This is a genomic window from Enterobacter sp. MGH119, assembly GCF_001037675.1.
Taxonomy (GTDB): domain Bacteria; phylum Pseudomonadota; class Gammaproteobacteria; order Enterobacterales; family Enterobacteriaceae; genus Enterobacter; species Enterobacter hormaechei_C.
On sequence record NZ_KQ089930.1, the window covers coordinates 304,565 to 329,090 of the forward strand.

Below are 24,526 nucleotides of genomic sequence, written 5' to 3' on the forward strand. Positions count from 1 at the left end.
CCTTAATCGTTCAGCGCCTGTCAGCAACAGGCAGATGTATGCTTAACTGCCTGCGACTAGCGCAGATCCTTAACAGCGACGTGGTCCATGTCATCAAAGACCTGGTTTTCACCGACCATCCCCCAGATAAAGGTATAGGCTTTCGTTCCCACGCCAGAGTGGATGGACCAGCTCGGCGAAATGACTGCCTGCTCGTTGTGCATAACGATATGGCGCGTCTCCTGCGGCTGTCCCATCATGTGGAACACGCAGGCGTCTTCATCCATGTTGAAATAGAAGTAGACTTCCATGCGGCGCTCGTGGGTATGGCACGGCATGGTGTTCCACAGGTTGCCCGGCGCAAGCTCGGTCAGCCCCATGCTGAGCTGGCAGGTTTCCAGCACATCCGGAACAAAGTATTTGTTGATGGTGCGACGGTTGCTGGTGAGGTTATCGCCAAGGGTCACCGGGGCAACGTCCGCTGGCGTGACTTTTTTGGTTGGGTAAGTCGTATGAGCCGGGGCGCAGTTGTAGTAAAACTTCGCCGGTTTGCTGGCATCAATGCTGGCGAACACCACCTCTTTCGCGCCTTTGCCGACGTACAGCGCGTCGCGGTGACCAATTTCGTAGCACTGGCCATCGACGGTAATGGTGCCCGGCCCGCCGATGTTAATCACGCCCAGTTCACGGCGTTCGAGGAAGTAGCTCACGCCCAGCTGTTTGCCCACTTCACCGCCCACGGAGACGGTTTTCGCCACCGGCATAATCCCGCCCACAATAATGCGGTCAATATGGCTGTAGACCATGGTGTACTTGTCGGCTTCGAACACTTGCTCAACTAAAAACTCACTGCGCAGCCCCTGAGTATCCAGCATTTTAGCGTGCGCACTGTGGATGCTTTGTCTGACGTCCACGTAAACCTCCAGAATTGATCGTGCCCGAAGGCAAAGATAAATAACGAAACAACGTTCCGTTTTAGTGATGAACACATATTATCCCCTGACAACGGGGTTTTCAATTGCATTTAAAACAACGTTTCATTTTTCCTGCCTGTTTATGCCAGAAATGGTGTTTCGATCACGATAAATCTTTAAGACCCTCAATCTGGTTAATGAAAATGAGAAAGTGCGCTGTCAGTCACACATAATGAAACAACGTTTTGATAATTTATCACCTAGTTTTCAACCTACATTACGCGTTCAAAGGAGTGCATTATGGCTAAAGGTATGCGGGTCAAGCTGAACTATGAGGTCAGCCGCGATCCGGATACAGGCGTGGAAGTCACCCGCCTGACCCCACCGGAAGTAACCTGTCATCGCAACTACTTTTACCAGAAGTGCTTCTTTAACGATGGCAGCCACCTGCTGTTCGCCGGGGAGTTCGACGGTCACTGGAACTATTACCTGTTGGATCTGAAAAACGCCGAAGCGGTACAGTTGACCGAAGGCGCGGGCGATAATACCTTTGGCGGGTTCCTCTCTCCGGACGATAAATCCCTCTACTATGTGAAGAACGATCGCACCCTGCTGGAGGTGGATTTACAGACGCTGGCAGAGCGCGAAGTGTACCGCGTTCCGGAAGAGTGGGTCGGCTACGGCACCTGGGTCGCGAACAGCGACTGCACCAAACTGGTGGGTATTGAGATTGCCAGACGTGACTGGACGCCACTCAACGACTGGAAAATTTTCCACGACTTCTTCCACAAAGGGCCGCACTGCCGCCTGCTGCGCGTTGATCTGAAAACGGGTGAAAGCACCACCATTCATGACGAGAAGATCTGGCTGGGACATCCGATTTATCGCCCGTTCGATGACAATACCGTGGCCTTCTGTCATGAAGGGCCGCACGACCTGGTCGACGCCCGCATGTGGCTGATCAACGAAGATGGCAGCAACGTGCGGAAAGTGAAAACGCACGCGGAAGGTGAAAGCTGTACACATGAATTTTGGGTGCCGGACGGGTCCGCGCTGATCTACGTCTCTTATCTGAAAGGTCAGCAAGGGCGTACCATCTCCCGCTTCAACCCGGACACCGGCGTGAATGAAGCGGTAATGAACATGCCCGCCTGTTCGCATCTGATGAGCAACGTTGACGGCAGCATGCTGGTTGGCGACGGTTCCGGTACGCCTGTTGACGTGAAAGACACCGGCGGCTACACCATTGATAACGATCCTTATCTGTATGCCTTTGACGTGGCGAAGAAAGCTTATTACCGCATCGCCCGTCATGACACCTCATGGGCTACGGTGGCGAACAGCCGCCAGGTAACCCACCCGCATCCGTCCTTCACGCCCGACGAAAAAGCGGTGCTGTACAGTTCCGATAAAGACGGCAAACCGGCTCTCTATATCGCGAAACTCCCCGAGCAACCTGAAATGTTGCATGCCTGAATGAGTTAGTGTTTCTGTAACTGGCCTTGCCCTCCGATTCGGAGGGCTTTTTTTTGGGTGATTGCGCGGCGCTTTTTGCCGGGTGGCGCTTCGCTTACCCGGCCTACGAAAAAATGGATTGGAAAGAATGTGTAGGCCGGGTAAGCGTTAGCGCCACCCGGCGGTTTTTAGCGAAGGAACTGAATTATCAGAAGGAGTACGCCACACCTAAACGGAAACGGGTCTGGCGTTCGTCCGTGTCTTTAACCCCCACGTTCCCCACCTCCACATACGGTGCCCAGTTTTTATCCCATTTGTAGGCCAGTTTGGCGTTATATTCGTTGGAATAATCTTTATTATTATTTCGGGCCACGCCTTCAGAACTTTTCGCGTAAACATAGTTCAGCTCGGTACGCCAGTGACCTAATACCCAACCGACCCACGCATCGCCTCGGTTAACTTTATCATCGTCCTTATTTGAGCTTGACGGGTAGCGAGTATATTCGTAACGGTAACGCGCAGCCACGTAGAAGCCATTATCGAAGCTATATTGCACATGCAGATTCGGTTTATAAATGGTGCGACTGTCTGTGCTTTCAATCGTAAACGCAGGGGTCAGGGCGATATTGTCTGTCGCTTTCCAGCGCCAGCTAATCTGATCTTCGTGACCGTTCCCCACTACATCCGCGAATGGCTGATCTGCCTTGTCCCCGCCTGATTTCCACTTCGCCTCGACTGAAAAACCGAAGCCATTATCAAAGCGGTGCGAGACGGCAACACGGTCGGCATTCGAGCCGCTGTCAATATATTCGTGACGCAGATCGACGGTAACGGCACTAGCCGCAAAAGAGGCACTAATAAGGGAAGCAAGGAGCAGAGATTTCTTAAACATGAAAAAACCCTCAATTAAAATAACGTTTCGTTTTTATGAAACTTGAGTTTATTTTTTATGCACCGTTATTTTAGTGACAAGGATCGAAATTATTTGTTTCATTTTTTTTGGCAAAGATCGACGTGAACCCCATCAACAAAAAAAGGGCATTAACCGTAAATTTCAGGGGGAAGATCACATTAAGCACTTCACAAAGCAAATAATTAACCGCGCAATAATTATTGCGGGCTTCAGAAAGAACGCAGAAGTGTTAAAAAAGGATTCTGCGGACACAAAAAAACCTCCCGTGGGAGGTTTTCTGTGCACAGAGAGGGGAAACTACCGTTCGATAGCCAGGGCCACCCCCTGCCCTCCGCCAATACAGAGCGTTGCGATCCCTTTTCGGGCGTTACGCTTTTTCATTTCGTGGACCAGCGACACCAGAATGCGGCAGCCGGAGGCGCCAATGGGATGACCCAGCGCAATTGCACCGCCGTTGACGTTGACCCGCAGCGGATCCCATTCCAGCATTTTCCCGACCGAGATCGCCTGTGCAGCAAAGGCTTCGTTGACCTCAATCAGATCCACATCGCTCAGTTCCCAGCCCGCCCGCTCCAGGCAGCGGCGCGTGGCATAGACCGGGGCGATCCCCATTAACGCAGGATCAACACCCACGCTGGCAAACGCTTTGATGCGCGCCAGCACCGGCAGCGCCAGCTCCTGGGCTTTGCTTTCACTCATCATCATCACCGCCGCCGCACCGTCGTTAATGGATGAGGCGTTGCCTGCCGTTACAGAACCGAGCGTTTCAAAGGCCGGATCGAGTTTTGCCAGCCCTTCTGCGCTGGCATCGGTGCGCGGCTGCTCGTCGGTATCGACGATGAGCGCTTCGCCGTTCTGGCGCTGGGTACTGACCGGGACAATTTCATCGCGAAAACGCCCGGAGTCGATCGCTGCACGCGCTTTTTGTTGTGAGCTGAGGGCATATGCATCCTGAAGCTCGCGGCTGATACCGTATTCCCGCGCCAGGTTTTCCGCCGTTACGCCCATATGGTAGTCGTTGAAGGCGTCCCACAGCCCGTCGTGAACCAGACTGTCAAGCAGCTGACTGTTCCCGAGCTGCGCGCCGGTCCGGCTGTCGGTCAGGACGTGCGGGGCGCGGCTCATATTCTCCTGCCCGCCGGCAATAACCACGTCCGCTTCACCGCACTGGATGGCCTGCGTCGCAAGATGGAGCGCTTTCAAACCTGAACCACAGACGTCGTTGATGGTAATTGCCGAAACGGTATTGGGCAGGCCCCCCTTCAGCGCTGCCTGGCGCGCAGGGTTTTGTCCCGCGCCAGCGGTCAGCACCTGGCCAAGGATCACCTCATCAATTTCATGTGCGGCAATCCCGCTGCGTTCCACCAGCGCTCTTACCACCACGCTGCCGAGATCAACCGCAGAGTGACGCGCAAGCGCTCCCTGAAAACAGCCGATAGCCGTACGTAACGCACCCACTATAACGACATCTTTCATCACGACCTCTGTGCAAAATGACATGACGATAGTAGAGGATTGTTATCAACAATTGACGCAAATGTTTAAAATTAGTGAGTTTAGTCACAGGATTATCGTGCGTCCTGCAAGTACTGGCGCAGCCAGCTTCCGGCGACGCCGGGCGGGGTTCGTTTGTTCCATACCAGATCGATGGCAATCGACCTCGGCCAGCCCGGCACGTTCAGCTGCACCAGCGATTTCGACGCGGCAAATTCGTCGACCAGCGCGCAGGGTAACGCGCACCAGCCAAAGCCCTGTACCGCCATACTCAGCAGTAACAGGTAATTCGGCGCAGACCAGACCGGCCCGCGCGCAAGGGGCGCTTCCCGTTCAAGATAGGTACTCAGCCGCAGCTCGCGCCAGCCATGCAGCTCGTCCGCCTGCGTCTCATGTTGCCCTGCCAGAGGATGTCCGGCAGAAACGTAAATAGCCATCCTTGTCTGCATAGGCAGACGGGTCGCGCCAATATCGGTCGGGTAGCTGTCGCGCGCTTCCGTCAGGCCAATTTGCGCCCGCTCCTTTTGCAGCAGATCGATCACGTCCTCCTCTTCACCAATCAGGCACTCAAATTCCGTGTGCGGAAAACGCTGGTCGAACTGGCTCATCATCTGTTCCAGCACGGCCGGGTTAAGCGTATCGGAGAGAACAAAGGTAAAACGCGCCTCCGTTTGCGCGGTTAAAGATACGGCCAGCTCATCCAGGCGCGCGCTGGCGGCGAGTATCGACTGGACATAGCCCAGCACCTGTTCACCCTGGGCGGTCAACACCGGGTGACGCGCCGAGCGATCGAACAGCTCAAAGCCAAGGTCAGCTTCAAGGTTGGCGATGGAGGTGCTGATGGTGGACTGGCTTTTACGCAGCCGCCGTGCCGCAGCAGAAAACGAACCTGCGGCGACAGTTTCAACAAACGCGGTCAGTGCTTCGGGAGAATAACGCATGATGTATCTACTTTATCGATGGATACCATCTTTTATATATCACCTTAAACGATAAGAATAGACCGCATCAACGCCCATACTGGCGTCAATATGAGGTAAATATGCAACATCAGGATGCACTCCAACGTAAATTGCCGGAGCGGATCTTCCATGCCGTCTGTTTTGAAGGCATTGCTACGGCGATCCTCGCCCCGACGGCCGCGTGGCTAATGCAGCGCTCGGTGGTTGAAATGGGGGGTCTCACCATAATTCTGGCGACCACGGCAATGCTCTGGAACATTATCTATAACTTTGGCTTCGACCGTTTCTGGCCCGTCCAGCGGGTGAAGCGCACGGCGAAAGTGCGCGCCCTGCATGCGCTGGGTTTTGAATGCGGTTTTATTGTGATTGGCGTAACCATCGTTGCCGCCGTGCTGGGCGTGACGCTGCTCCAGGCCTTTACGCTGGAAATTGGTTTCTTCCTGTTCTTCCTGCCGTACACCATGCTCTACAATTGGGCGTACGACACCCTGCGGGAGAAAATCATCAAGCGCCGCCAGCAACGCCGCGCCCTGGCAAGCGAATAACCTTCCGGCCGGAGACCTGCTCCGGCCCACCCCTGCGAAGCAACGGCGACCTCAACGCATAATTATGGTAAATTGCACTCCTTTTTGTTCGTTTTATAGTTGATACGTTGCTCTAATGTCGAAAATTTGGTCAAAAGAAGAGACTCTCTGGAGTTTCGCCCTCTACGGCACTGCCGTGGGCGCAGGAACCCTGTTCTTGCCCATTCAGCTCGGCTCTGCTGGCGCGATTGTCCTGCTGATCACCGCCCTTGTGGCGTATCCCTTAACCTACTGGCCGCATAAAGCGCTGGCGCAATTTATTCTGTCGTCGAAGACGAAAGGCAACGAAGGGATCACTGGTGCCGTTTCCCATTACTACGGCAAAAAGATCGGCAACCTCATTACCACGCTCTATTTTGTGGCTTTCTTTGTGGTGGTTCTGATTTACGCGGTGGCGATAACTAACTCACTCACTGAACAGCTGGCGAAACGGATGACGGTGGATACCGGCATGCGGATGCTGGTGAGTTTTGGCGTGGTGCTGATTCTGAATCTGATCTTCCTGATGGGGCGGCACATCACCATTAAGGTGATGGGTTTCCTTGTTTTTCCGCTGATCGCCTATTTCCTGTTTGTCTCGCTGTATCTGACGGGCAGCTGGCAGCCGTCGCTTCTGACGAGCCAGATGGCCTTCGACCAGCATACGTTGCACCAGGTGTGGATTTCGATCCCGGTGATGGTTTTCGCTTTTAGCCATACTCCGATCATCTCGACTTTCGCCGTGGACCGTCGCGAGAAATACGGTGAAGAGGCGATGGGTAAATGCAAAAAAATCATGAAAGTGGCGTATCTGATCATCTGCCTCAGCGTGCTGTTCTTTGTGTTCAGCTGCCTGCTTTCGATTCCACCGTCGTATATCGTGGCGGCAAAAGAGGAAGGGGTGACGATCCTGTCCGCGCTGTCGATGATGCCTTCGTCCCCGGCATGGCTGGGCATTTCCGGCATTATCGTGGCAATTATAGCGATGTCGAAATCGTTCCTCGGCACCTATTTTGGCGTGATTGAAGGGGCAACGGAAATTGTGAAATCGTCTCTGAATCAGGTGGGTGTGAAAAAAAGTCGCGCCTTTAACCGCGCGGTTTCGATTCTCGGCGTGTCGCTGATTACCTTTGCGGTCTGCTGCATCAACCCGAATGCGATCTCGATGATTTACGCCATCAGCGGTCCGCTTATCGCCATGATCCTGTTCATCATGCCGACGCTGTCGACGTACCTGATCCCGTCGTTAAAACCGTACCGCTCCATCGGTAACCTGCTGACGCTGATTGTGGGTGTGCTGTGTGTGTCGGTGATGTTTGTCGGTTGAGTGTGCTGCCCGGCGCAATGCCGGGCATCTGTTTTACGCCCGAATATCGTCATACTCCCGCGTATTATCAAACTCATGCTTCGCAAACGGACACAGCGGGATAATTTTACGGTTCTCCCCGCGCATCTTCTCTACCACCTTCGCCACCAGCTGTTTACCCACACCCTGCCCTTTCAGGCTTGGATCTACATCGGTGTGCTCAATGATGCTCAGATGCTCGCCGGTTGGGACAAAGACAATCTCCGCTACCTGATTGCCTTCGGCGTCGTTGACGTAAAACTTGTTATGGCCTTCAAGAATTTCCATGGTTCCTCACTTATTTTTGGCGGTACTTCAGCGCACCGCTCGGGCAGGTATCAATTACGCGCACAACCGTTTCTGCATCTACTTCATCCGGCGCGATCCATGGTTTACGCTTCAGGTCGAACAGCGCCGCGCTGCCGCGCACGCAGTTGCCCGAGTGTTTGCAGATCCCGGTATTGAAGTAAACATCAATTTTCTCACCGGTGTAGGCCCGGTACCCCGCATCCAGTAGCTCCTGACCCATGATATTGCCTCTGTAATTATTGTGGTGACAAAAGAAGCATACCCTCAGCCGATCCGCCTGACCACGTCAAAAACGAGGTTTGGCCACCCTCTTTTCAACACGTTATTTCGCCAGACACTTAAGATTATTCCGAATACAGAAGCACCCGTTGCGACGATATATTTTTGCGTTGTGTCAACTCTTGTAATAATTCACGCCACGTTCACATTAGGATTATTAGCTAAGCGAACTCCCAACATCCAGATTTATTTCTCCCTAACCAGTGGATTTACCGTCCGTTTTTAAAGTTCGTAACGAAGCGGTATTTCCTGAACACCTGCAAAACTACCGCAAAACAACCCAGACATGAAATTTGACTCTTCTCACATAACGACTAATGTTAATTCCTGAACGACAACTGATACGAATTACTTATCGTATCTCCTGACATAAACGCAACATGAGGGTTGATATATGGCAGAGCAACATCGTGGTGGTTCCGGTAATTTCGCTGAAGACCGTGAAAAGGCATCAGAAGCTGGACGTAAAGGCGGCCAGCACAGCGGCGGTAATTTCAAAAACGATCCGCAACGCGCATCTGAAGCGGGTAAGAAAGGGGGCCAGAACAGTCACGGCGGAGGCCGTAAATCTGATAACTCCTGATCTTATTTAAAGCTCTTATAAATATACCGAGAGCATGCTGCGGGCCCGTCGGCTCGCAGTACCTTCCCTTTATTTCACTGGAGCGAAAATATGAATATGAAAACTGTTGAAGATGTATTTATTCACCTGTTATCCGACACCTACAGCGCTGAGAAGCAGCTGACCCGCGCTCTAAGCAAGTTAGCTCGCGCCGCATCCAGCGAGAAGTTGAGTGCCGCGTTCACGGCCCACCTCGAAGAGACTCAGGGACAAATCGAGCGTATCGATCAGATTATTGAGCAGGAATCCGGCCTCAAACTGAAGCGCATGAAATGCGTTGCGATGGAAGGCTTAATTGAAGAAGCCAACGAAGTTATTGAGAGCACTGAAAAAAATGAAGTGCGTGACGCTGCATTAATTGCCGCAGCACAAAAAGTCGAGCATTACGAGATTGCCAGCTACGGCACCCTGGCCACCCTGGCTGAACAATTAGGCTATAAAAAAGCCGTTAAACTTCTTGCCGAAACGCTGGAAGAAGAAAAAGAAACCGATCTCAAATTAACCGATCTGGCTGTCGGCAATATTAATCAAAAAGCCCAGAAAGGATAAATATTAATTTGATGAGCATCAGCAACAAAAATTAACCAGATAATAAATCACAGGAGTTAATTATGAATCATGTAGAACACTACCATGATTGGCTACGCGATGCCCATGCGATGGAAAAGCAAGCCGAATCCATGCTGGAATCTATGGCCAGCCGTATTGATAATTATCCCGACTTACGTGCACGAATTGAACAACACGTTAATGAGACTAAACACCAAATTACCGTGCTGGAAGAAATTCTCGACCGCAATGATATTTCCCGTTCGGTCATAAAAGATTCCATGAGCAAAATGGCGGCGCTCGGCCAGTCCATTGGCGGCATGTTCCCTTCCGACGAAATTGTTAAAGGCTCCATCAGCGGCTACGTTTTTGAGCAGTTTGAAATTGCCTGCTACACCTCTCTGCTGGCTGCGGCCAAACAAGCGGGCGATACCGCCTCCATTCCTGCCATTGAGTCCATTCTGGAAGAAGAGCGCCAGATGGCTGACTGGCTGCTCCAGCATATTCCACAGACGACGGAACAGTTCCTGCTGCGCTCCGATGCGGACGGTGTTGAAGCGAAAAAATAACGAAAGAGGGAGAAACTATGTTTCGACACGTAAAACAGCTGCAATACACGGTACGCGTAGCCGAACCGAATCCGGGACTGGCCAATCTTCTGCTTGAGCAGTTTGGCGGGCCACAGGGCGAACTTGCCGCGGCATGTCGTTACTTTACGCAAGGATTGAGCGACGACGATCCCGGTCGTAAAGATATGCTGATGGATATCGCGACCGAGGAATTAAGTCACCTGGAAATCATCGGCACCCTGGTGGGTATGCTGAATAAGGGTGCGAAAGGTGAACTGGCGGAAGGCGTTGAAAATGAAGCGGAATTGTACCGCTCCATGACCGAGAACGGCAACGACAGTCATATCACCTCCCTGCTCTACGGCGGTGGTACTCCACTGACCAACTCCGGGGGCGTACCATGGACGGCGGCGTATGTGGATACTATTGGCGAGCCCACCGCCGATCTGCGCTCTAACATTGCGGCCGAGGCGCGCGCCAAAATTATCTACGAACGGCTTATTAACGTAACGGACGATCCGGGTGTTAAAGATGCGCTGGCGTTTTTAATGACGCGTGAGGCAGCACACCAGCTCTCGTTTGAGAAGGCGCTCCAGTCGATCCGTAACAATTTCCCACCGGGTAAATTGCCGCCAATCGAAGAGTACACTAATAAGTACTACAATATGTCTGAGGGGGGAGAAGTTCGCGGCAGCTGGAACAGCGATAAGCACTTCGAGTACGTGGAATCTCCTCAGCCCGCGGTCGATGGCGGTGACGGCGGCGCAAGCGTAACGCTCACGACAGAGCAGGAAACGCTGGTCAAAGCGATGTGCGCACGTACGAAATCCGACCCTAACGCCGATCCGCTTACCGGTGCCGAGCTTGGCGCAGGTAAGAAAAAACCGTAACCGGTTTTGCCAGGCAGCCTGAGGCTGTCTGGCAATGCCTTGTGCGCTATCAGTTCCAGAGGTACGGAGCATGTTCGAGCTTGATGCGTTTCATCTGGCCAGGATACAGTTCGCCTTTACCGTCTCTTTTCATATTCTCTTCCCGGCGATCACCATCGGGCTTGCGAGCTATCTGGTGGTTCTCGAAGGCATGTGGCTTCGCACAAAAAATGATGTCTGGCGCTCGCTATACCATTTCTGGCTAAAAATTTTCGCCGTCAACTTTGGTATGGGCGTGGTTTCCGGGCTGGTGATGGCTTACCAGTTTGGGACTAACTGGAGCGGCTTTTCCCAGTTCGCGGGCAGCATAACCGGCCCTTTGCTCACCTATGAAGTCTTAACCGCCTTCTTCCTGGAAGCCGGTTTCTTAGGCGTGATGCTGTTCGGCTGGAACAAGGTTGGCCCCGGCCTGCACTTCTTTGCCACCTGCATGGTGGCGCTGGGCACGCTGATGTCCACCTTCTGGATCCTCGCCTCTAACAGCTGGATGCACACCCCGCAGGGCTTCAGTATTCAGAACGGTCAGGTCATTCCCGAAGACTGGCTGGCCATTATCTTTAACCCCTCATTCCCTTACCGACTGATCCATATGTCCATCGCCGCCTTCCTGTGCAGCGCCTTGTTTGTGGGCGCGTCCGGGGCATGGCATCTGCTGCGCGGTAACGATACGCCCGCGATCCGCAAGATGTTCTCCATGGCCATGTGGATGGCGCTGCTGGTCGCGCCCATTCAGGCCGTGGTTGGGGATATGCACGGGCTGAATACGCTTGAGCACCAGCCTGCCAAAATCGCCGCGATTGAAGGCCACTGGGAAAACCCGCCCGGCGAGGCCACCCCGCTGCTGTTGTTTGGCGTACCGGATATGGAAGAGGAACGCACCAAATACGGGCTTGAAATTCCCGCGCTCGGCAGCCTGATCCTGACGCACAGCCTGGATAAACAGGTCCCGGCGCTGAAGGATTTCCCGAAAGAGGACCGCCCTAACTCGCTCATCGTCTTCTGGTCTTTCCGCATTATGGTCGGCATGGGGCTGCTGATGATTACCCTTGGCATACTGAGCGTCTGGCTGCGCTATCGCCGTCGACTCTATCACTCACGGCCATTCCACTGGTTTGCCCTCTGTATGGGGCCTGCCGGATTACTCGCGCTGCTCGCCGGGTGGGTCACCACCGAAGTGGGCCGCCAGCCGTGGGTCGTTTACGGCTATCTGCGCACGATAGATGCGGTGTCTCTGCACAGCACGTTGCAGATGAGCATCAGCCTGCTGGCCTTTATCGTGGTCTACTGTTCGGTATTTGGCGTGGGATATGTGTATCTCGCCCGGTTGATTAAAAAAGGTCCGCAGCCTGTGGGCACGCTAACGTCTAATACATCGGGCACCCCTGCCCGTCCGCTGTCCGCCGCCGAGTCTGTTCCGGAAGAGGAGAAGATCTGATGGGCGTCGATATCCCGGTCATCTGGTTTGCCATTATTGTCTTCGCCACGCTGATGTACATCATCATGGACGGTTTCGATCTCGGTATCGGCATGCTGTTCAGCTTTGTGGGTGATGCCAAAGAGCGCGACGTGATGGTGAACAGCGTCGCCCCGGTCTGGGACGGAAATGAAACCTGGCTGGTTCTCGGCGGCGCAGGGTTGTTCGGCGCGTTTCCGCTGGCCTACGCGGTAATAATCGATGCCCTGACCATCCCGCTGACGGCCATGCTGATCGGGCTTATTTTCCGCGGCGTGGCATTTGAGTTTCGCTTTAAGGCGACCCCTTCCCACCGCAAATTCTGGGACTATTCTTTTGCTGGCGGTTCCCTACTTGCAACCTTCAGCCAGGGGATCGTGGTTGGCGCGATGATCAACGGCTTTGACGTGGAAGGGCGTCGCTTTGTGGGCTCCTCGCTGGACTGGTTCACCCCGTTTAACCTGTTCTGCGGGCTGGGCTTAATTGTCGCCTATACCCTGCTGGCCACCACGTGGCTGATCATGAAAAGCGAAGGCGCGCTGCAAAACCGGATGCGCGAGCTGACCCGCCACGTTCTGCTGGCGCTGATTGCCGTCATTGCGGTGGTAAGTATCTGGACCCCGCTCGGCTGGCAGTTTGTCGCCGAGCGCTGGTTTACTCTGCCTAACTTCTTCTGGTTCCTGCCGGTTCCGGTTCTGGTGGCGGTATTCAGCCTGTGGATCTGGCGGCTGACGCGTAATCCCGACAGCCATGCCCGTCCGTTCCTGTTAACGCTGGGCCTGATCTTCCTCGGCTTTAGCGGCCTGGGCATCAGCCTGTGGCCACACATAATTCCGCCGCACATCACCCTGTGGGAAGCCGCCGCGCCGCCTGCCAGCCAGCTGTTTATGCTGATCGGCACGCTGTTAATCATCCCGGTGATCCTGGTTTATACCGCCTGGAGCTATTACGTCTTCCGGGGCAAAGTGTCTGATACCGAAGGTTATCACTAAGGATTACTATGGCAGGCTGGCATACACGCGCCATTATTTACCAGATAGATACTGCCCTGTTTTACGATCTGAACGGCGATGGCTGTGGCGACATCGCCGGGATCGCCGCGAAGCTACGCTACATCCGCCGGATGGGCGCGACGGTTATCTGGATCACTCCGTTTTACCTCACGCCTTTTCTCGATGAAGGCTATGACGTGAGCGACCATTTGCAGGTCGATCCCCGCTTCGGCAAGCTCAACGATATCATCGCCTTTATTGAACAGGCGCGGGAGCTGGGGATGCAGGTCATTATTGAGCTGCTGATCCAGCATACCTCGGATGCGCATCCCTGGTTTCAACAGGCCCGCCGCAACCCTCAATCACCCTATCGTGACTATTACCTGTGGTCCGACACGGACGACGACGATACGCCGCCGATGTTCCCCGGCGTGGAGAAGAGTATCTGGGCATGGGACGACGAGGCGGGGCAATACTATCGGCATATGTTTTATCACCACGAGCCGGATCTCAATCTGGCCTCCCCTGCGGTGCTGAAGGAGGTTGAGAACATCATCATCTTCTGGCTAAAGCTCGGGGTGTCGGGCTTTCGCCTGGATGCGGCGTCGCACCTGACAAAACAGGCCGGACGTGGGGATGAAAAACGCGGCCTGTGGATCCTGGAGCATCTGCGCCGTCTTATCGAGCAGCGTAACCCGGATGCAATCCTGCTCGGCGAAGTCGACGTGGAGGTCGAGGCCTACAAAGATTATTTTGGTCAGAACGACCGGCTCAACCTGGTGCTGAATTTCTGGCTCAATAAGTACTTCTACGTCAGCCTTGCGGAGAAAAGCGCACGACCGCTGCACAACGCGGTGAAGAAGATGATTGTGCCGCCGGACTCCTGCTGCTTCGCCAACTGGCTGCGCAATCATGATGAGCTGGATCTGGAAGGGATAGGAAATAAAGCGAAGCAGACCGTCATTGATGCCTTTGCCCCTGACGAAGAGATGAGCGTGTATCAGCGAGGGATCCGCCGCCGTCTGGCGCCGATGCTTAATGGCGATCGTAAGCGGCTGGCCTTTTGCCATGCGGTCTTGTTTTCGCTGCCGGGCGTACCGGTCATGCGCTACGGGGATGAGATTGGCATGGGAGAGGATTTGGAACTGGAGGAGCGTTACGCCGTACGCACCCCGATGCAGTGGGCCGGATCGCAAGGCGGCGGTTTCTCAGACGCCGACCCGGAAACTTTTATCGCCCCGATGATTGACCGCGGCCCGTACCGCTATCAAAAAATCAACGTGGCGGATTCGCTGTTGCACCGCAACTCACTCCTGCACTGCATTATCGATATCGCCAATACGCGCTCGGAGTTCCCTGAGATCGGCGTCGCGCCGTTTCGTCTTATTAATATCGACAGCGATGCGGTGCTGGGGATCTATTACGAAACCGACACGCGCAGCATTCTGACCTTCGTTAACTTCAGCGATAAGCCCGTTAATTTTACTGCCAGAGGGATCCGGCATGCGACCTGGACCGCCTGCCTGGCGGACAAACGCTACAACGACGCGCTGGTGTGCGGCAAAACCGTCGCGCTTAACCTCAGCGGCTATGGCTACCGCTGGTTCTGGACCGATCGTACCGCACTGCGCTGATTATCGTCTCCGCGAGAGCAGAAGACACGCCACGATCGCACCCGTGACGGCGAGGGAGCCGAGCAGCACTTTCCCCGGCATGCCGGAGGTAACGGTGGTGGCGCGCTCTTTTGCTTCGTCGGTGAAGTGCCCGTGGATTTTATGCAGATCGTTAACCGGCTGATCCAGATAGTCCTGACGGTCATCCGCATTTAGCGTATCGGTCATCTGCCCTTCCCAGGCCTTTTTAACCATCAGCCGATCCAGAAAGCCGGGGAAAAGGAATTGCCCGACAATCGACTGGACGGTGCTGCTGCCCACCCACAGTTCCCGCACCGGTTTCTGGGCCACCTTAAAAATAGCGCTGGCAGCCACTTCCGGCTGAAACACGGGAGGAACCGGGCGCATCGCCCAGGCAAATTTATTTCTCGCCCACTCGAACTGCGGCGTGTTGAGGCCCGGCATCTGTACCATGGCGATCTGCACCCGGCTGTTTTCATGCATCAGTTCGGTGCGCACGGCATCGGTAAATCCGCGGATCGCGGCTTTCGCCCCGCAGTAGGCTGACTGCAAGGGAATGGAGCGGTAGGCCAGCGCGGAGCCAACCTGAATAATCGTTCCGCGATCGCGTGGGGTCATTAACTCCAGCGCGGCGCGGGTACCGTTAACATAGCCCAGATAGGTCACCTCGGTGACGCGGCGAAACTCCTCAGGCGACATGGTGCGAAACGGCGCCAGCATCCCGCCCATGGCGTTATTCACCCACACATCGATGGCTCCAAGCCGGTATTCAATCTCGTTAGCAGCATCGGTCACCGCCTTGCTGTCCGCCACGTCGGCCTGAACGGCACAGGCATTGATCCCGAAACGGCGCAACTCCTCTTCTGTGGAGCGCAGGCTCTGCTCATCGCGGGCAATGATGCCCACATCGTAGCCCGCTTTGGCAAAGTGCAGCGCCGTGGCCTTCCCCACGCCCGCCGTACCGCCGGTAATAACGATGACAGCCATAGCCTTTCCCCTTGTTTCAGACGTTATCCCAGCCGGAGAGTATTTCGATCAGTTCAGACAGGGAATAACGCACCGCTTTATCCACCACATCCTGACATTCACCGGAAAACAGCACGGTGCGGGTTTCCGTCTGTCCGCGAATATTCCAGCCGAAGCAGACCGTACCGGCTGCGGTGCCATCGTCTCCGCCTTCCGGTCCCGCATAGCCGCTGATGGCAAGGCCAATATCCGCCTCGGCAATTTCGCGAATTTTAGCGGCCATCTCGGTCACCGTTTGTTCACTGACGGCGGTGAAGCGCTCAATGGTTTCGTGCCGCACGCCGAGGATCCTCTCCTTCGCCGCATCGCTGAACACCACCATGCCAACGTCATAAAATTCCGCCGTGTTCTCTTCGGCACAAAGCGCAACCGCAAGATTGCCGCCGGTACAGGACTCTGCGGTAGTTAACCGCAAACCTCTGTCCGTAAGCTGAGTGGCGAGCTTTTTCGTCAGCTCGCTGATGGTGCTGTTACTGTCGTGAATAAGATTGCTCATCGCGTTGCCCTTAATTTTCGTCAGGAATAATAGAAATATGACCATTACGCTCAAGAATAGCGTATTTTATCTCCTTCAATTCTGTAATACCGTGATTCTGGCGGGCTGATACCAATATATCATCACAGGATACATCGACCTTTTTCAGTTTATCGGCAAGGGGGACACCGTTCTCCACCAATATCACCGGCGTGCCATCAAGAATATTCTCAACAGTGGAAAAATATTTTTTCAGGAGGCCAAAAATAATATCCACCACCACCAGCGTTGTTATTGTAATCATCGCACCGGTGACGGAAAAATCTTCGCCAAGCAGCGCCTGCTGTGTCGCTTCACTGATAATTAAGAGCAAAATAAGGTCAAAACTGGTCATTTGTAGCAGGGCGCGCCGCCCGGCAACTTTAAACACAATGACCAGAAACAGGTAAATTGCCAGGGCACGAAAAACCATGTCCATATTCGACTCCTAGGGGTAAATAAACTGCCAGAAACGGATATCTGGCTCGTTGTTTACGCGGATGATGTTTGTCCACTTCCCTGCTTTTGACGGCGTGATGAATAATAGAACGGTAAATTTATCGGTCTGTTGTAAACGATCGTAGACGAGAAACAGGGTATTCCCCCGGCTGTACATGCTGTCCGGTTGTGGCCAGACGCTGCCGGGCTCATACGCGTCGCTGCTTTCGCTGGTCAGGCTGAAGGTATATTTCCCCTCAGACGTCACCGGAAACGTCAGCGCCATCCGCGATTCGGTCTGGCGGCGACCGAAGCGCTCATAGCTCAGGGTCAGGGATTTTGCATCGTTTGTTTTCTCCACGTCACTGACCACACCGCTTGAAAACAGCCCGGCAATTGCCGCCACGATAATAGCTAACAGCACAATAAAACCCACCTGACGAAATGCGTACTCAAACGTCAGTAAACGATAACTCTCTTTTATCCCAGGCACTTTTTCATTTTTTGGTTCCATGGCAGTCGTCACCGTTTCGCTTAATTGCCGAAATTTTTGATTTCTCTGTGAAAATGCTTTTAAGACTTATCACATTTGCCACATAAAGAAATAGCAACAATACTTAATAAGTCAAGACATCCAAAATGAAGGATATCAGATGAAATTATCAGTGATTTCAGCTTTGTTAATATTAATTATCCCTACTGCCTGGGCAGATAATAACGGCGGGTTACAAAAGGGTGACGCGCCGCCACCGCCGCATGCGTTGGACAGCGGTTATCGTGGTACCGATGATGCGCGCATTATGACCATTACTCAGGCGAAAGAGATGCATGATGGCGCCTCTATTTCACTGCGCGGCAATCTTATTGATGGCAATGGCGATAAATACGTATTCCAGGATAAAACCGGGAAAATCGACGTTATTATCCCGAAAGCCGTATTTGACGACAGAACCGTGGAACCTGACAACATGATCAGTATTAGCGGCTCGCTCGATAAAAAATCATCCCCACCCGTAGTCCGGGTCAGCCACTTGCAAAAATAATTCAGCGAAGCGTTAACGCTGTAACTATCCATCAAATCTCACCCCTAACAAGGAGTTAGCTATGAGTGATAATGAACAACGTACGAACGCTTACCCAACGCCACCTTTCCCGAAGCAACCCCAGACGCCGCCGGGCCTGTCCTCAGAAATGGAACCCGTACCCGACCACGGCGAGAAGAGCTACAAAGGGCATGGACGTCTTGCCGGTAAGAAGGCGCTAATTACCGGGGGCGATTCCGGCATCGGACGCGCGGTAGCCATTGCCTATGCCCGCGAAGGGGCAGATGTCGCCATTAACTATTTGCCGGAAGAGGAAGAAGACGCAGCGGAAGTCATCGCCCTGATTAAAGCGGAAGGACGGAACGCCGTCGCGCTTCCGGGCGATGTGCGCGACGAAACTTTTTGTCAGAACCTGGTGGAGCAGGCCGTCTCAAAACTGGGCGGGCTGGATATCCTGGTGAATAACGCAGGCCGCCAGCAGTATCGTGAGTCGCTGGAAGAACTGACTACGGAAGATTTTGACGCGACCTTTAAGACCAACGTCTATGCGCCTTTCTGGATCACAAAGGCGGCGTTGCGCCACATGAAAGCCCCTGCATCCATTATTAACACCTCCTCCGTTCAGGCGGTTAAACCGAGCGCCGTACTGCTTGACTATGCGCAGACCAAAGCCTGTCTCGCGGTGTTTACCAAAGCGCTGGCGAAACAGCTGGGTCCGAAAGGGATCCGCGTGAACGCGGTAGCGCCCGGACCTTACTGGACCGTGCTCCAGCCCAGCGGTGGGCAGCCACAGGAAAAAGTGAAACATTTTGGCGAGAGTACCCCTCTGGGACGCCCGGGACAGCCCGTGGAGATCGCACCGCTGTATGTCACTCTGGCCTCGGATGAGTGTTCATACACCTCCGGGCAGGTCTGGTGTTCAGACGGCGGCGACGGCGTCATTTGACGAAAAAGGCTGCGAAAGCAGCCTTTTTTACTTTTAAGGGGTGACGACAGGAAACCAGAAGCCGAAGCTCTCCATGCAGCGCAGCATTTCGTTCACCTTCGCGGCATTGCCGACGATCGTCACCTCTCCTGCCTGTTGCGCCTTTTTCAGCGTGGTCTCTTTGAGGATGATTTTATTCAGCGTTTCGCGGCTGAGCGTCATGGCTACCATGGTACTCTTTTTAATCAGCCTGTCGCCCGCCCAGCTGCCGTAGTCGATCCCCAGGCCGTAATTACCGTAAAGCCCGATCCCGGCATAAAGATCATCGTTTATCTTCTGGCTATAAAAGGCGCTGGCATTCGGGATGGTTTTCATCACATCGCCGGGGCTTTGATGGGCATCGTTATCCAGCTGGTTGTCGATGGAGCCATCCATAACCTGTAACCCACCGGTGACCATATGATCCGGTAAGCGCGTCATGCCAGCCGGGTTGGTCATGATTGTCGAGGCGTCCTTCGCACGAGCCGCCTGCCCTGCTCCGGCAAGCGCGGTATCTTCGGTGCCGGCTTCATAAAAATAGAGGGCGCTGGCATGGGCACTGGAGACAGCTAATACGCCAGCGCACAGGAGGAGTCGTGTTTTCATCTGTGGTCCGGGAAATAAAAAATTTGCCGACAGATATAACAGGGGCGATTGATTACGTAAAAAGAAAGAGGGTTTAATTTTAAATTATGCGCGGTTCAGCCCCTCTTAATATCTCTGACAATTCAGCGACGTCCGGAATACGACGCCGCTACGTCCTGCACCTGTAATACGCTCAGGTACAGGACGATAAAATCCAGCAACTTTTATACATGTTTATTAGGACTTACTTATAATGCTCCAGATTGGTTTCCGGGCCCGTTCTGGCAATTTCCTGAGCTTTGCCGAAACTTTCAATCAGGCACTTATATTCCGGACAGACATGCTCTGCCAGGATCTCAGCAAAGCGAGAACCTTCCTCGCGGTTCCAGGTTCTCATTAATTCAGCGACAATGGCAAACGTATCGGTAGGGATCGCCCCCGCCTGAGCCACGCGCGCGATGGTGGTATCGGTCGCGATTTTGGACCAGTTCCCCGAGGCATCCACAACACAGTAAACCTTATACCCCTCGTGGACAGCGCTAACCGCAGGGAACGCCATGCAGACGCTGGTGAGCGTGCCGGCAATAATCAGGGTCTTTCTGCCCGTCTTTTCCACTTCCTTCACAAACGCCGGATTATCCCAGGTATTAATCTGCCCGGTGCGTGGAACATACACGGCATGGGGTGCATATTTGTGAATTTCCGGGATGAGCGGGCCATTGGGACCGTCAGGAACAGAGGCCGTGGTGATCACCGGGATATTTAAAAGCGTGGCAACTTTGGCTATCGCTGTCACATAATTACGAAGGTCTGGTACAGGCACATCACGTACCGTGTTGAATAAGCCACTCTGATGGTCGATGAGTAAAATTACAGCGTCATCAGTATCAATCATACCGTTTGTAGCAGCCATATTTCTTTCCTCATGATTTCTTTTACATTGCCGTCAACTCTCCCGGCTCCGCGATTTTACATGCACATGGTCAGGGTATAATGCATTGATAAATCATAATGAATAGTAGTTCGATCCGGTCTGAATACCGCATCATTTCAGGACAATTTCTGGCACGGTACGCTGAGCCATCGACGCTGACGGAAAGCCCTCGTGAGGAGAAAAAATCTTTACAATGCCGTTATGCGGCCATTCGTATTCGTTCGGCTGAAGGCAAGCGTTACTCACTACTGGGATCGCCCTTATCCTCCCGCATGGATTCGATAAACTCCCGTTGCTCCTCTGTGAGTTCAAGCTCATCCAGCAAGCGATCTAACTCTTCTTCAGGTGATTCCTTTTGGTTCTTTCTCTTCCCGGTAGCCATACTCACCCTTGAGTTATTAGGATTAATCTCAGGGTATCCAGGGTACAGGAAATGTGCAACTTAGCGTGTTATGCCATGGGTGATTCCTTGTTTAGCAAAAGAAGGCTTTTTACTACGAAAAGAGAGCTTTGTGCCTGTTGCAATAAAGCGAGGCAAATTGCAGCGTAAGCAAAGCGGTGTGACGCAGTGGCAACACCAGAATATTTCATGCAGATCCAGTGAAATTATTAGGCGGTTAATCGTTCCACTCAGCGGATCTATAATAGAGCCGGGGATATTTTAAGCAGGAGGAAGTAAACTGGGAGGATAAAGAGACGGGACACCCACGGGGGTGGGTTGTGAAAGTATTTCCTATGGTCTTCGACCTTATTGCACCTAAAATGACCAGACACATTTTGGGAAGGAGTCTTTAATGGATATTGCGTTGCTTAACAGGGGCTGGAACAGAACATGGTCAGATACCATGGTGAATCTAGAGGCCCGGAAACTCGTCGAAACAGCAAACCGGCTGTCAGCATTCTATTTGCAAGATGGTCTTACACGTATCAAGTTTGTCGAAGAGATAAAACAGGTTGTAGATAAAGAATTTGAAACAGCACGACGAGCTAAAACCGATGAAGAATGCATTGCATGCATCAAAAATCTGCGTGCTGAAACAGATAATCTACACGAACAAGAACGCCTGTTAAGAACCAGAGCCGCACAGCTTTACGCGAAGGTCGAGTTTGTTAAGGAAAATAATAAAATCGTCGGTTATGTTATATCCGCCGTAAACGTGGTGCTATCAGGCGTGGTTCTCTTTGGTGGCTTTATGATGTTATCCACTATGGGGCCGATTGGTATGCTGGCTGGGGCAGTACTGATTGCCGATGGAATGAACGGATTAACGAAAGAAGTGCTCAACTTTGATCAGCCAGAAGGACATAAATCCTCGCAAGGTATCATTGCTGACTCCGCGATGCATACGGCCCAGTTCATGGGATTTAATCCTAACACGGGCTTGGCTCTCTATAATGGTGTTACTCTCGGTGCCAGTGTGTACAGCATTGTAGGACTCGCTCGAAAAACTGGAGCCTGGAGATTATTTCGCTGGCTTCCACACGATTACTATCGCAAAGTCAGCACAATGAGCACTCCTAAGCTAACAATGAAGATTGTCGGTTATGGTGTTAAAGCAAAAGTGATTTTCGATCTATTGACAACCGAAAATGGAACCAGTTAATCCTTGATAGTTTTTCGGTAACGCCAGGATTTATAGGAAATTACCGGCGGCTGCGCGAAGGACATAATGGCAACCCCAAAGATCATCGCCAGCCCCCATGCAACTGCTCTATCAGGTGAGCTGAAGACGATAAGTAGCAGTAGGATTAAGGCACACACAGCCACCACTCCCGCCAAGGTAACAAATCGCCTAGCGAGGTCATTTATGGCCTCTCCAAGCGTTCCTCCATATTTTTCAATGTTGCTTTTTATCTTCTGCAATTCGGGCTGCGTAAACCCTGAACGTAACAAAGCCTCATCAGTCACTTTCATATCGTCTCGTCCCTTATCTCCCAGAAGTGTTTTCCCAATCGCTGATTGTGCAAGCAATCATACTGATGAACTTTACAGCAATCCACATGATGTTTGTCCAATGAATCAGATTTCAGACAATAGAAGCCATAAAGCCCCGTTGGTGATACAGCAACAAGTGGAGCCGTTAGGCGACAACATCAGACTGTCAGAGGGATCACACCTTATCAGGATAACCGTGTACCCTTGCGGGAGCGTGGCTGAAACGCTGATAGATCCTACATGTCGTTTGTAGGTACGTTATCACCATAAACCTGTTTTCGGGAGTTATGCCAGATATGCGGCTTTTAGTTCGTTGTTGTGCTGTCGCGGTAAGAAACTGGAACCACCGCCAGCGTGGATGATATGTTTCCTTGTACTACAGACCCTGTCACGCGACGCCAGATACGGGCATAGAACATTGGGTAGTTTTAGTTGTACCTGCTAAAGCGGAGCAAAGTAACTAACTGATAAATTATAACTTGTTAATTTATGAGGAGACTGGAGCGGGCGAAGGGAATCGAACCCTCGTATAGAGCTTGGGAAGCTCTCGTTCTACCATTGAACTACGCCCGCTTTGAGGTGCGTAAGGCATTATAGACCTTACGCCTCTTCATACAAGCCTTTACCCCACTAAGTGGCGATTAAATAATCACTTAGCACTTCGGCTTACTGCCCTGCGCCGGAAGATAACGCTGCGGATCGATGGCTGTGGCCTTATAGCGGATCTGGAAGTGCAGCTTCACCGTATCCGTCCCGGTACTGCCCATGGTCGCAATCTTCTGCCCCGCCTTCACGTTCTGCCCGTTATTGACCAGCATCGTGTCGTTATGCGCATAAGCAGTAATGTAGTCCTCACCATGCTTAATCATGATCAGGTTACCGTATCCACGAAGCTGGTTACCGACATAGACCACCTTCCCGGCCCCTGAAGCGTAAACCGGCGTGCCGCGTGCGGCAGCGATATCAATACCTTTATTGCCACCTTCCGAGAGCGAGTACGGCGCAACCACTTTTCCGCTTGCAGGCCAGATCCAGCAGCGCTGACCGACCGGCGGCCAGGATGATTTAGGCACCTGATAGGATGGCGTGACTTTGGCTGTTTTACGCGTTGAGGACTTTTTCCCTGAGGAAGAACCGCCGTTAACCTTGAGCTTCTGCCCTACCTCAATAGTATACGGTGGAGAAATATTATTCAGGCGCGCCAGCTCCTTCACGCTGGTTCCCGTGGCGCGTGAGATGCGGTAGAGCGTGTCCCCGCGCTTAACGGTATAGACTGCACCGGAATAACTGCCCATATCCGAAGATTTACTCCCCGAGCATCCTGCTACAAGTAGCGTCAGCGTCAGGCAGAAAACGGCAATGATCGGGTTTCTCGTCAGGCTTCCTGCAAACAAAACAGCTCCTCGGTCAGCGTGAATGGCGCACTATGATAGCAGCCCAAACTGATGCGGGTCATGCCCTTTTCCGCTCTGTGGGCCAAACCGTTCGCATAAGAATGCAGTATAATAATTCCGCTGATGGTGCTGAACCATTAAGCATTTTGGCACTGGAGCATCAATGAGTATTCAAGAACACGTTATTTTGGTAAATGACCAGGGAAAAGTGATTGGCACTCAGGAGAAGTACGCCGCGCACACGTCACACACCCCGCTACACCTGGCCTTCTCTTCATGGCTGTTTAACGCTAACGGAGAATGTCTGATCACCCGTCGCGCCTTAAGTAAAAAAGCCTGGCCCGGCGTATGGACCAACTCCGTTTGCGGTCATCCACAGGCCGACGAAGCGACAGAGCAGGCGATTATCCGCCGCTGCCGCTTTGAAGTCGGCGCCGAAATCACAGACATCACCCCCATTGCCCCGGAGTTCCGCTACCGTGAAGCCGACCCGTCAGGGATCGTTGAAAACGAAATCTGCCCGGTCTATGCCGCCCGCGTAACGAATACCCTCGCAATCAATGACGATGAAGTGATGGAGTATCAGTGGGTGGAGCTGGACGCGCTATTCCGCGCGCTGGACGCCACACCGTGGGCATTTAGCCCGTGGATGGTGCAAGAAGCGAACACTGCGCGTGAAAAACTCAGCGCCTTCGCGGCGCAATAAAAAAGCCCCGGCGATAAACGCACGG

Annotated in this window: 29 protein-coding genes and 1 tRNA gene; 14 read left to right on the top strand and 16 right to left on the bottom strand. The window is 53.0% G+C overall.

Annotated elements, in window-relative coordinates; translation table 11 throughout:
- Positions 1 to 56 precede the first annotated feature (56 nt).
- Complete coding sequence (kduI, locus tag SK53_RS12790; RefSeq protein ID WP_003862837.1) at positions 57 to 893, bottom strand: 5-dehydro-4-deoxy-D-glucuronate isomerase; 837 nt, start codon at positions 891 to 893, stop codon at positions 57 to 59.
- A gap of 300 nt (positions 894 to 1,193) precedes the next feature.
- On the opposite strand from kduI, the gene SK53_RS12795 reads away from it, so the two are divergent.
- Positions 1,194 to 2,369: an oligogalacturonate lyase family protein gene (locus tag SK53_RS12795; RefSeq protein ID WP_023323699.1), complete on the top strand. Its 1,176-nt coding sequence runs from the start codon at positions 1,194 to 1,196 to the stop codon at positions 2,367 to 2,369.
- Between the two features lie 187 nt (positions 2,370 to 2,556).
- On the opposite strand, the gene SK53_RS12800 is transcribed toward SK53_RS12795, so the two are convergent.
- From SK53_RS12800 to SK53_RS12810, 3 genes are all read right to left on the bottom strand, one after another.
- Positions 2,557 to 3,240 (bottom strand): oligogalacturonate-specific porin KdgM family protein, encoded by a 684-nt coding sequence (locus SK53_RS12800; RefSeq protein ID WP_048209561.1) that lies wholly within the window; start codon positions 3,238 to 3,240, stop codon positions 2,557 to 2,559.
- 318 nt (positions 3,241 to 3,558) lie between these two features.
- Complete coding sequence (locus tag SK53_RS12805) at positions 3,559 to 4,737, bottom strand: acetyl-CoA C-acetyltransferase (RefSeq protein ID WP_003862843.1); 1,179 nt, start codon at positions 4,735 to 4,737, stop codon at positions 3,559 to 3,561.
- Between the two features lie 92 nt (positions 4,738 to 4,829).
- Positions 4,830 to 5,696, bottom strand: coding sequence for a LysR family transcriptional regulator (locus tag SK53_RS12810; protein WP_003862845.1), 867 nt, complete (start codon positions 5,694 to 5,696; stop codon positions 4,830 to 4,832).
- Positions 5,697 to 5,797: 101 nt separating this feature from the next.
- On the opposite strand from SK53_RS12810, the gene SK53_RS12815 reads away from it, so the two are divergent.
- Positions 5,798 to 6,262 carry a multidrug/biocide efflux PACE transporter gene (locus tag SK53_RS12815; protein WP_022651793.1) on the top strand — a complete coding sequence of 155 codons (465 nt, stop codon included), beginning with the start codon at positions 5,798 to 5,800 and terminating at the stop codon, positions 6,260 to 6,262.
- 115 nt (positions 6,263 to 6,377) lie between these two features.
- Positions 6,378 to 7,607, top strand: coding sequence for an amino acid permease (locus SK53_RS12820; RefSeq protein ID WP_003862847.1), 1,230 nt, complete (start codon positions 6,378 to 6,380; stop codon positions 7,605 to 7,607).
- Positions 7,608 to 7,640: 33 nt separating this feature from the next.
- Here SK53_RS12820 and SK53_RS12825 read toward each other — a convergent pair whose 3' ends face one another.
- Both SK53_RS12825 and yjdI read right to left on the bottom strand, forming a co-directional pair.
- Positions 7,641 to 7,913, bottom strand: coding sequence for a GNAT family N-acetyltransferase (locus SK53_RS12825; RefSeq protein WP_003862848.1), 273 nt, complete (start codon positions 7,911 to 7,913; stop codon positions 7,641 to 7,643).
- Positions 7,914 to 7,923: 10 nt separating this feature from the next.
- The gene (gene yjdI / locus SK53_RS12830) at positions 7,924 to 8,154 is read right to left on the bottom strand and encodes a 4Fe-4S mono-cluster protein YjdI (protein WP_048209563.1); all 231 of its coding nucleotides are present in this window, start codon (positions 8,152 to 8,154) and stop codon (positions 7,924 to 7,926) included.
- Between the two features lie 453 nt (positions 8,155 to 8,607).
- Between yjdI and SK53_RS12835 the strand changes: the two genes are divergently transcribed.
- The 7 genes from SK53_RS12835 to SK53_RS12865 all read left to right on the top strand — a co-directional run bounded on the left by SK53_RS12835 (position 8,608) and on the right by SK53_RS12865 (position 14,961).
- Positions 8,608 to 8,796, top strand: a complete 189-nt coding sequence (locus SK53_RS12835; protein WP_022651794.1) for a con-10 family general stress protein — start codon at positions 8,608 to 8,610, stop codon at positions 8,794 to 8,796.
- Positions 8,797 to 8,886: 90 nt separating this feature from the next.
- Complete coding sequence (locus SK53_RS12840) at positions 8,887 to 9,384, top strand: YciE/YciF ferroxidase family protein (protein ID WP_003862851.1); 498 nt, start codon at positions 8,887 to 8,889, stop codon at positions 9,382 to 9,384.
- A 62-nt stretch (positions 9,385 to 9,446) separates the two neighbouring features.
- Positions 9,447 to 9,953, top strand: coding sequence for a ferritin-like domain-containing protein (locus SK53_RS12845; protein WP_003862853.1), 507 nt, complete (start codon positions 9,447 to 9,449; stop codon positions 9,951 to 9,953).
- Between the two features lie 17 nt (positions 9,954 to 9,970).
- Positions 9,971 to 10,843, top strand: a complete 873-nt coding sequence (locus tag SK53_RS12850) for a manganese catalase family protein (RefSeq protein WP_048209565.1) — start codon at positions 9,971 to 9,973, stop codon at positions 10,841 to 10,843.
- A 70-nt stretch (positions 10,844 to 10,913) separates the two neighbouring features.
- Entirely contained in the window at positions 10,914 to 12,317 is a 1,404-nt protein-coding gene (locus tag SK53_RS12855; protein WP_048209567.1) for a cytochrome ubiquinol oxidase subunit I, read from the top strand.
- On the top strand, positions 12,317 to 13,327 hold the full coding sequence (gene cydB / locus SK53_RS12860; protein WP_015571779.1) for a cytochrome d ubiquinol oxidase subunit II: 1,011 nt from the start codon (positions 12,317 to 12,319) through the stop codon (positions 13,325 to 13,327). The genes SK53_RS12855 and cydB overlap by 1 nt, the downstream gene beginning before the upstream one ends.
- 8 nt (positions 13,328 to 13,335) lie before the next feature.
- Positions 13,336 to 14,961 carry an alpha-amylase family protein gene (locus tag SK53_RS12865; protein ID WP_048209569.1) on the top strand — a complete coding sequence of 542 codons (1,626 nt, stop codon included), beginning with the start codon at positions 13,336 to 13,338 and terminating at the stop codon, positions 14,959 to 14,961.
- Here the strand turns inward: SK53_RS12865 and SK53_RS12870 are convergent, their stop codons facing one another.
- The 4 genes from SK53_RS12870 to SK53_RS12885 are packed head-to-tail and all read right to left on the bottom strand — an operon-like array spanning position 14,962 to position 17,453.
- Positions 14,962 to 15,948 (bottom strand): SDR family oxidoreductase, encoded by a 987-nt coding sequence (locus SK53_RS12870; RefSeq protein WP_048209571.1) that lies wholly within the window; start codon positions 15,946 to 15,948, stop codon positions 14,962 to 14,964.
- 16 nt (positions 15,949 to 15,964) lie between these two features.
- The gene (locus tag SK53_RS12875; RefSeq protein WP_003862863.1) at positions 15,965 to 16,483 is read right to left on the bottom strand and encodes a 2-oxo-tetronate isomerase; all 519 of its coding nucleotides are present in this window, start codon (positions 16,481 to 16,483) and stop codon (positions 15,965 to 15,967) included.
- 10 nt (positions 16,484 to 16,493) lie between these two features.
- Positions 16,494 to 16,940 carry a DUF421 domain-containing protein gene (locus SK53_RS12880; protein WP_006811854.1) on the bottom strand — a complete coding sequence of 149 codons (447 nt, stop codon included), beginning with the start codon at positions 16,938 to 16,940 and terminating at the stop codon, positions 16,494 to 16,496.
- Between the two features lie 9 nt (positions 16,941 to 16,949).
- Complete coding sequence (locus SK53_RS12885; protein WP_032660240.1) at positions 16,950 to 17,453, bottom strand: hypothetical protein; 504 nt, start codon at positions 17,451 to 17,453, stop codon at positions 16,950 to 16,952.
- A gap of 139 nt (positions 17,454 to 17,592) precedes the next feature.
- Between SK53_RS12885 and SK53_RS12890 the strand changes: the two genes are divergently transcribed.
- Together SK53_RS12890 and SK53_RS12895 are read left to right on the top strand one after the other, a co-directional pair.
- Entirely contained in the window at positions 17,593 to 17,982 is a 390-nt protein-coding gene (locus SK53_RS12890) for a YdeI family stress tolerance OB fold protein (protein ID WP_003862868.1), read from the top strand.
- A 61-nt stretch (positions 17,983 to 18,043) separates the two neighbouring features.
- A complete protein-coding gene (locus SK53_RS12895) occupies positions 18,044 to 18,928 on the top strand; it encodes an SDR family oxidoreductase (RefSeq protein WP_003862870.1) in 885 nt (294 codons plus the stop codon).
- Between the two features lie 33 nt (positions 18,929 to 18,961).
- Here the strand turns inward: SK53_RS12895 and SK53_RS12900 are convergent, their stop codons facing one another.
- The 3 genes from SK53_RS12900 to SK53_RS23775 all read right to left on the bottom strand — a co-directional run bounded on the left by SK53_RS12900 (position 18,962) and on the right by SK53_RS23775 (position 20,847).
- Positions 18,962 to 19,552 (bottom strand): outer membrane protein transport protein, encoded by a 591-nt coding sequence (locus SK53_RS12900; RefSeq protein ID WP_075262532.1) that lies wholly within the window; start codon positions 19,550 to 19,552, stop codon positions 18,962 to 18,964.
- A gap of 223 nt (positions 19,553 to 19,775) precedes the next feature.
- Complete coding sequence (locus SK53_RS12905; RefSeq protein ID WP_032610080.1) at positions 19,776 to 20,444, bottom strand: isochorismatase family protein; 669 nt, start codon at positions 20,442 to 20,444, stop codon at positions 19,776 to 19,778.
- 259 nt (positions 20,445 to 20,703) lie between these two features.
- Entirely contained in the window at positions 20,704 to 20,847 is a 144-nt protein-coding gene (locus SK53_RS23775; RefSeq protein WP_015571788.1) for a hypothetical protein, read from the bottom strand.
- A gap of 412 nt (positions 20,848 to 21,259) precedes the next feature.
- Here SK53_RS23775 and SK53_RS12915 point away from each other — a divergent pair, with 412 nt between their 5' ends.
- Positions 21,260 to 22,069, top strand: coding sequence for a DUF4225 domain-containing protein (locus tag SK53_RS12915; RefSeq protein WP_048209574.1), 810 nt, complete (start codon positions 21,260 to 21,262; stop codon positions 22,067 to 22,069).
- On the opposite strand, the gene SK53_RS12920 is transcribed toward SK53_RS12915, so the two are convergent.
- From SK53_RS12920 to actS, 3 genes are all read right to left on the bottom strand, one after another.
- Entirely contained in the window at positions 22,066 to 22,380 is a 315-nt protein-coding gene (locus SK53_RS12920) for a hypothetical protein (protein WP_003862882.1), read from the bottom strand. The two genes, SK53_RS12915 and SK53_RS12920, sit on opposite strands and share 4 nt — an antisense overlap.
- Before the next feature lie 520 nt (positions 22,381 to 22,900).
- Positions 22,901 to 22,974 (bottom strand) — tRNA-Gly (locus SK53_RS12925).
- Between the two features lie 80 nt (positions 22,975 to 23,054).
- Positions 23,055 to 23,795, bottom strand: a complete 741-nt coding sequence (gene actS, locus SK53_RS12930) for an amidase activator ActS (protein ID WP_022651807.1) — start codon at positions 23,793 to 23,795, stop codon at positions 23,055 to 23,057.
- A gap of 163 nt (positions 23,796 to 23,958) precedes the next feature.
- On the opposite strand from actS, the gene idi reads away from it, so the two are divergent.
- Complete coding sequence (gene idi / locus SK53_RS12935; RefSeq protein WP_003863454.1) at positions 23,959 to 24,501, top strand: isopentenyl-diphosphate Delta-isomerase; 543 nt, start codon at positions 23,959 to 23,961, stop codon at positions 24,499 to 24,501.
- Positions 24,502 to 24,526 lie beyond the last annotated feature (25 nt).

What these genes read in the sequence shown, in the direction of transcription:
- SK53_RS12795 (WP_023323699.1), top strand. Translation starts at nt 1,194, where the DNA reads ATGGCTAAAGGTATGCGGGTCAAGCTGAACTATGAGGTCAGCCGCGAT.
- SK53_RS12800 (WP_048209561.1), bottom strand. Translation starts at nt 3,240, where the DNA reads ATGTTTAAGAAATCTCTGCTCCTTGCTTCCCTTATTAGTGCCTCTTTT.
- SK53_RS12805 (WP_003862843.1), bottom strand. Translation starts at nt 4,737, where the DNA reads ATGAAAGATGTCGTTATAGTGGGTGCGTTACGTACGGCTATCGGCTGT.
- SK53_RS12810 (WP_003862845.1), bottom strand. Translation starts at nt 5,696, where the DNA reads ATGCGTTATTCTCCCGAAGCACTGACCGCGTTTGTTGAAACTGTCGCC.
- SK53_RS12815 (WP_022651793.1), top strand. Translation starts at nt 5,798, where the DNA reads ATGCAACATCAGGATGCACTCCAACGTAAATTGCCGGAGCGGATCTTC.
- SK53_RS12820 (WP_003862847.1), top strand. Translation starts at nt 6,378, where the DNA reads ATGTCGAAAATTTGGTCAAAAGAAGAGACTCTCTGGAGTTTCGCCCTC.
- SK53_RS12825 (WP_003862848.1), bottom strand. Translation starts at nt 7,913, where the DNA reads ATGGAAATTCTTGAAGGCCATAACAAGTTTTACGTCAACGACGCCGAA.
- yjdI (WP_048209563.1), bottom strand. Translation starts at nt 8,154, where the DNA reads ATGGGTCAGGAGCTACTGGATGCGGGGTACCGGGCCTACACCGGTGAG.
- SK53_RS12835 (WP_022651794.1), top strand. Translation starts at nt 8,608, where the DNA reads ATGGCAGAGCAACATCGTGGTGGTTCCGGTAATTTCGCTGAAGACCGT.
- SK53_RS12840 (WP_003862851.1), top strand. Translation starts at nt 8,887, where the DNA reads ATGAATATGAAAACTGTTGAAGATGTATTTATTCACCTGTTATCCGAC.
- SK53_RS12845 (WP_003862853.1), top strand. Translation starts at nt 9,447, where the DNA reads ATGAATCATGTAGAACACTACCATGATTGGCTACGCGATGCCCATGCG.
- SK53_RS12850 (WP_048209565.1), top strand. Translation starts at nt 9,971, where the DNA reads ATGTTTCGACACGTAAAACAGCTGCAATACACGGTACGCGTAGCCGAA.
- SK53_RS12855 (WP_048209567.1), top strand. Translation starts at nt 10,914, where the DNA reads ATGTTCGAGCTTGATGCGTTTCATCTGGCCAGGATACAGTTCGCCTTT.
- cydB (WP_015571779.1), top strand. Translation starts at nt 12,317, where the DNA reads ATGGGCGTCGATATCCCGGTCATCTGGTTTGCCATTATTGTCTTCGCC.
- SK53_RS12865 (WP_048209569.1), top strand. Translation starts at nt 13,336, where the DNA reads ATGGCAGGCTGGCATACACGCGCCATTATTTACCAGATAGATACTGCC.
- SK53_RS12870 (WP_048209571.1), bottom strand. Translation starts at nt 15,948, where the DNA reads ATGGCTGTCATCGTTATTACCGGCGGTACGGCGGGCGTGGGGAAGGCC.
- SK53_RS12875 (WP_003862863.1), bottom strand. Translation starts at nt 16,483, where the DNA reads ATGAGCAATCTTATTCACGACAGTAACAGCACCATCAGCGAGCTGACG.
- SK53_RS12880 (WP_006811854.1), bottom strand. Translation starts at nt 16,940, where the DNA reads ATGGACATGGTTTTTCGTGCCCTGGCAATTTACCTGTTTCTGGTCATT.
- SK53_RS12885 (WP_032660240.1), bottom strand. Translation starts at nt 17,453, where the DNA reads ATGGAACCAAAAAATGAAAAAGTGCCTGGGATAAAAGAGAGTTATCGT.
- SK53_RS12890 (WP_003862868.1), top strand. Translation starts at nt 17,593, where the DNA reads ATGAAATTATCAGTGATTTCAGCTTTGTTAATATTAATTATCCCTACT.
- SK53_RS12895 (WP_003862870.1), top strand. Translation starts at nt 18,044, where the DNA reads ATGAGTGATAATGAACAACGTACGAACGCTTACCCAACGCCACCTTTC.
- SK53_RS12900 (WP_075262532.1), bottom strand. Translation starts at nt 19,552, where the DNA reads ATGAAAACACGACTCCTCCTGTGCGCTGGCGTATTAGCTGTCTCCAGT.
- SK53_RS12905 (WP_032610080.1), bottom strand. Translation starts at nt 20,444, where the DNA reads ATGGCTGCTACAAACGGTATGATTGATACTGATGACGCTGTAATTTTA.
- SK53_RS23775 (WP_015571788.1), bottom strand. Translation starts at nt 20,847, where the DNA reads ATGGCTACCGGGAAGAGAAAGAACCAAAAGGAATCACCTGAAGAAGAG.
- SK53_RS12915 (WP_048209574.1), top strand. Translation starts at nt 21,260, where the DNA reads ATGGATATTGCGTTGCTTAACAGGGGCTGGAACAGAACATGGTCAGAT.
- SK53_RS12920 (WP_003862882.1), bottom strand. Translation starts at nt 22,380, where the DNA reads ATGAAAGTGACTGATGAGGCTTTGTTACGTTCAGGGTTTACGCAGCCC.
- idi (WP_003863454.1), top strand. Translation starts at nt 23,959, where the DNA reads ATGAGTATTCAAGAACACGTTATTTTGGTAAATGACCAGGGAAAAGTG.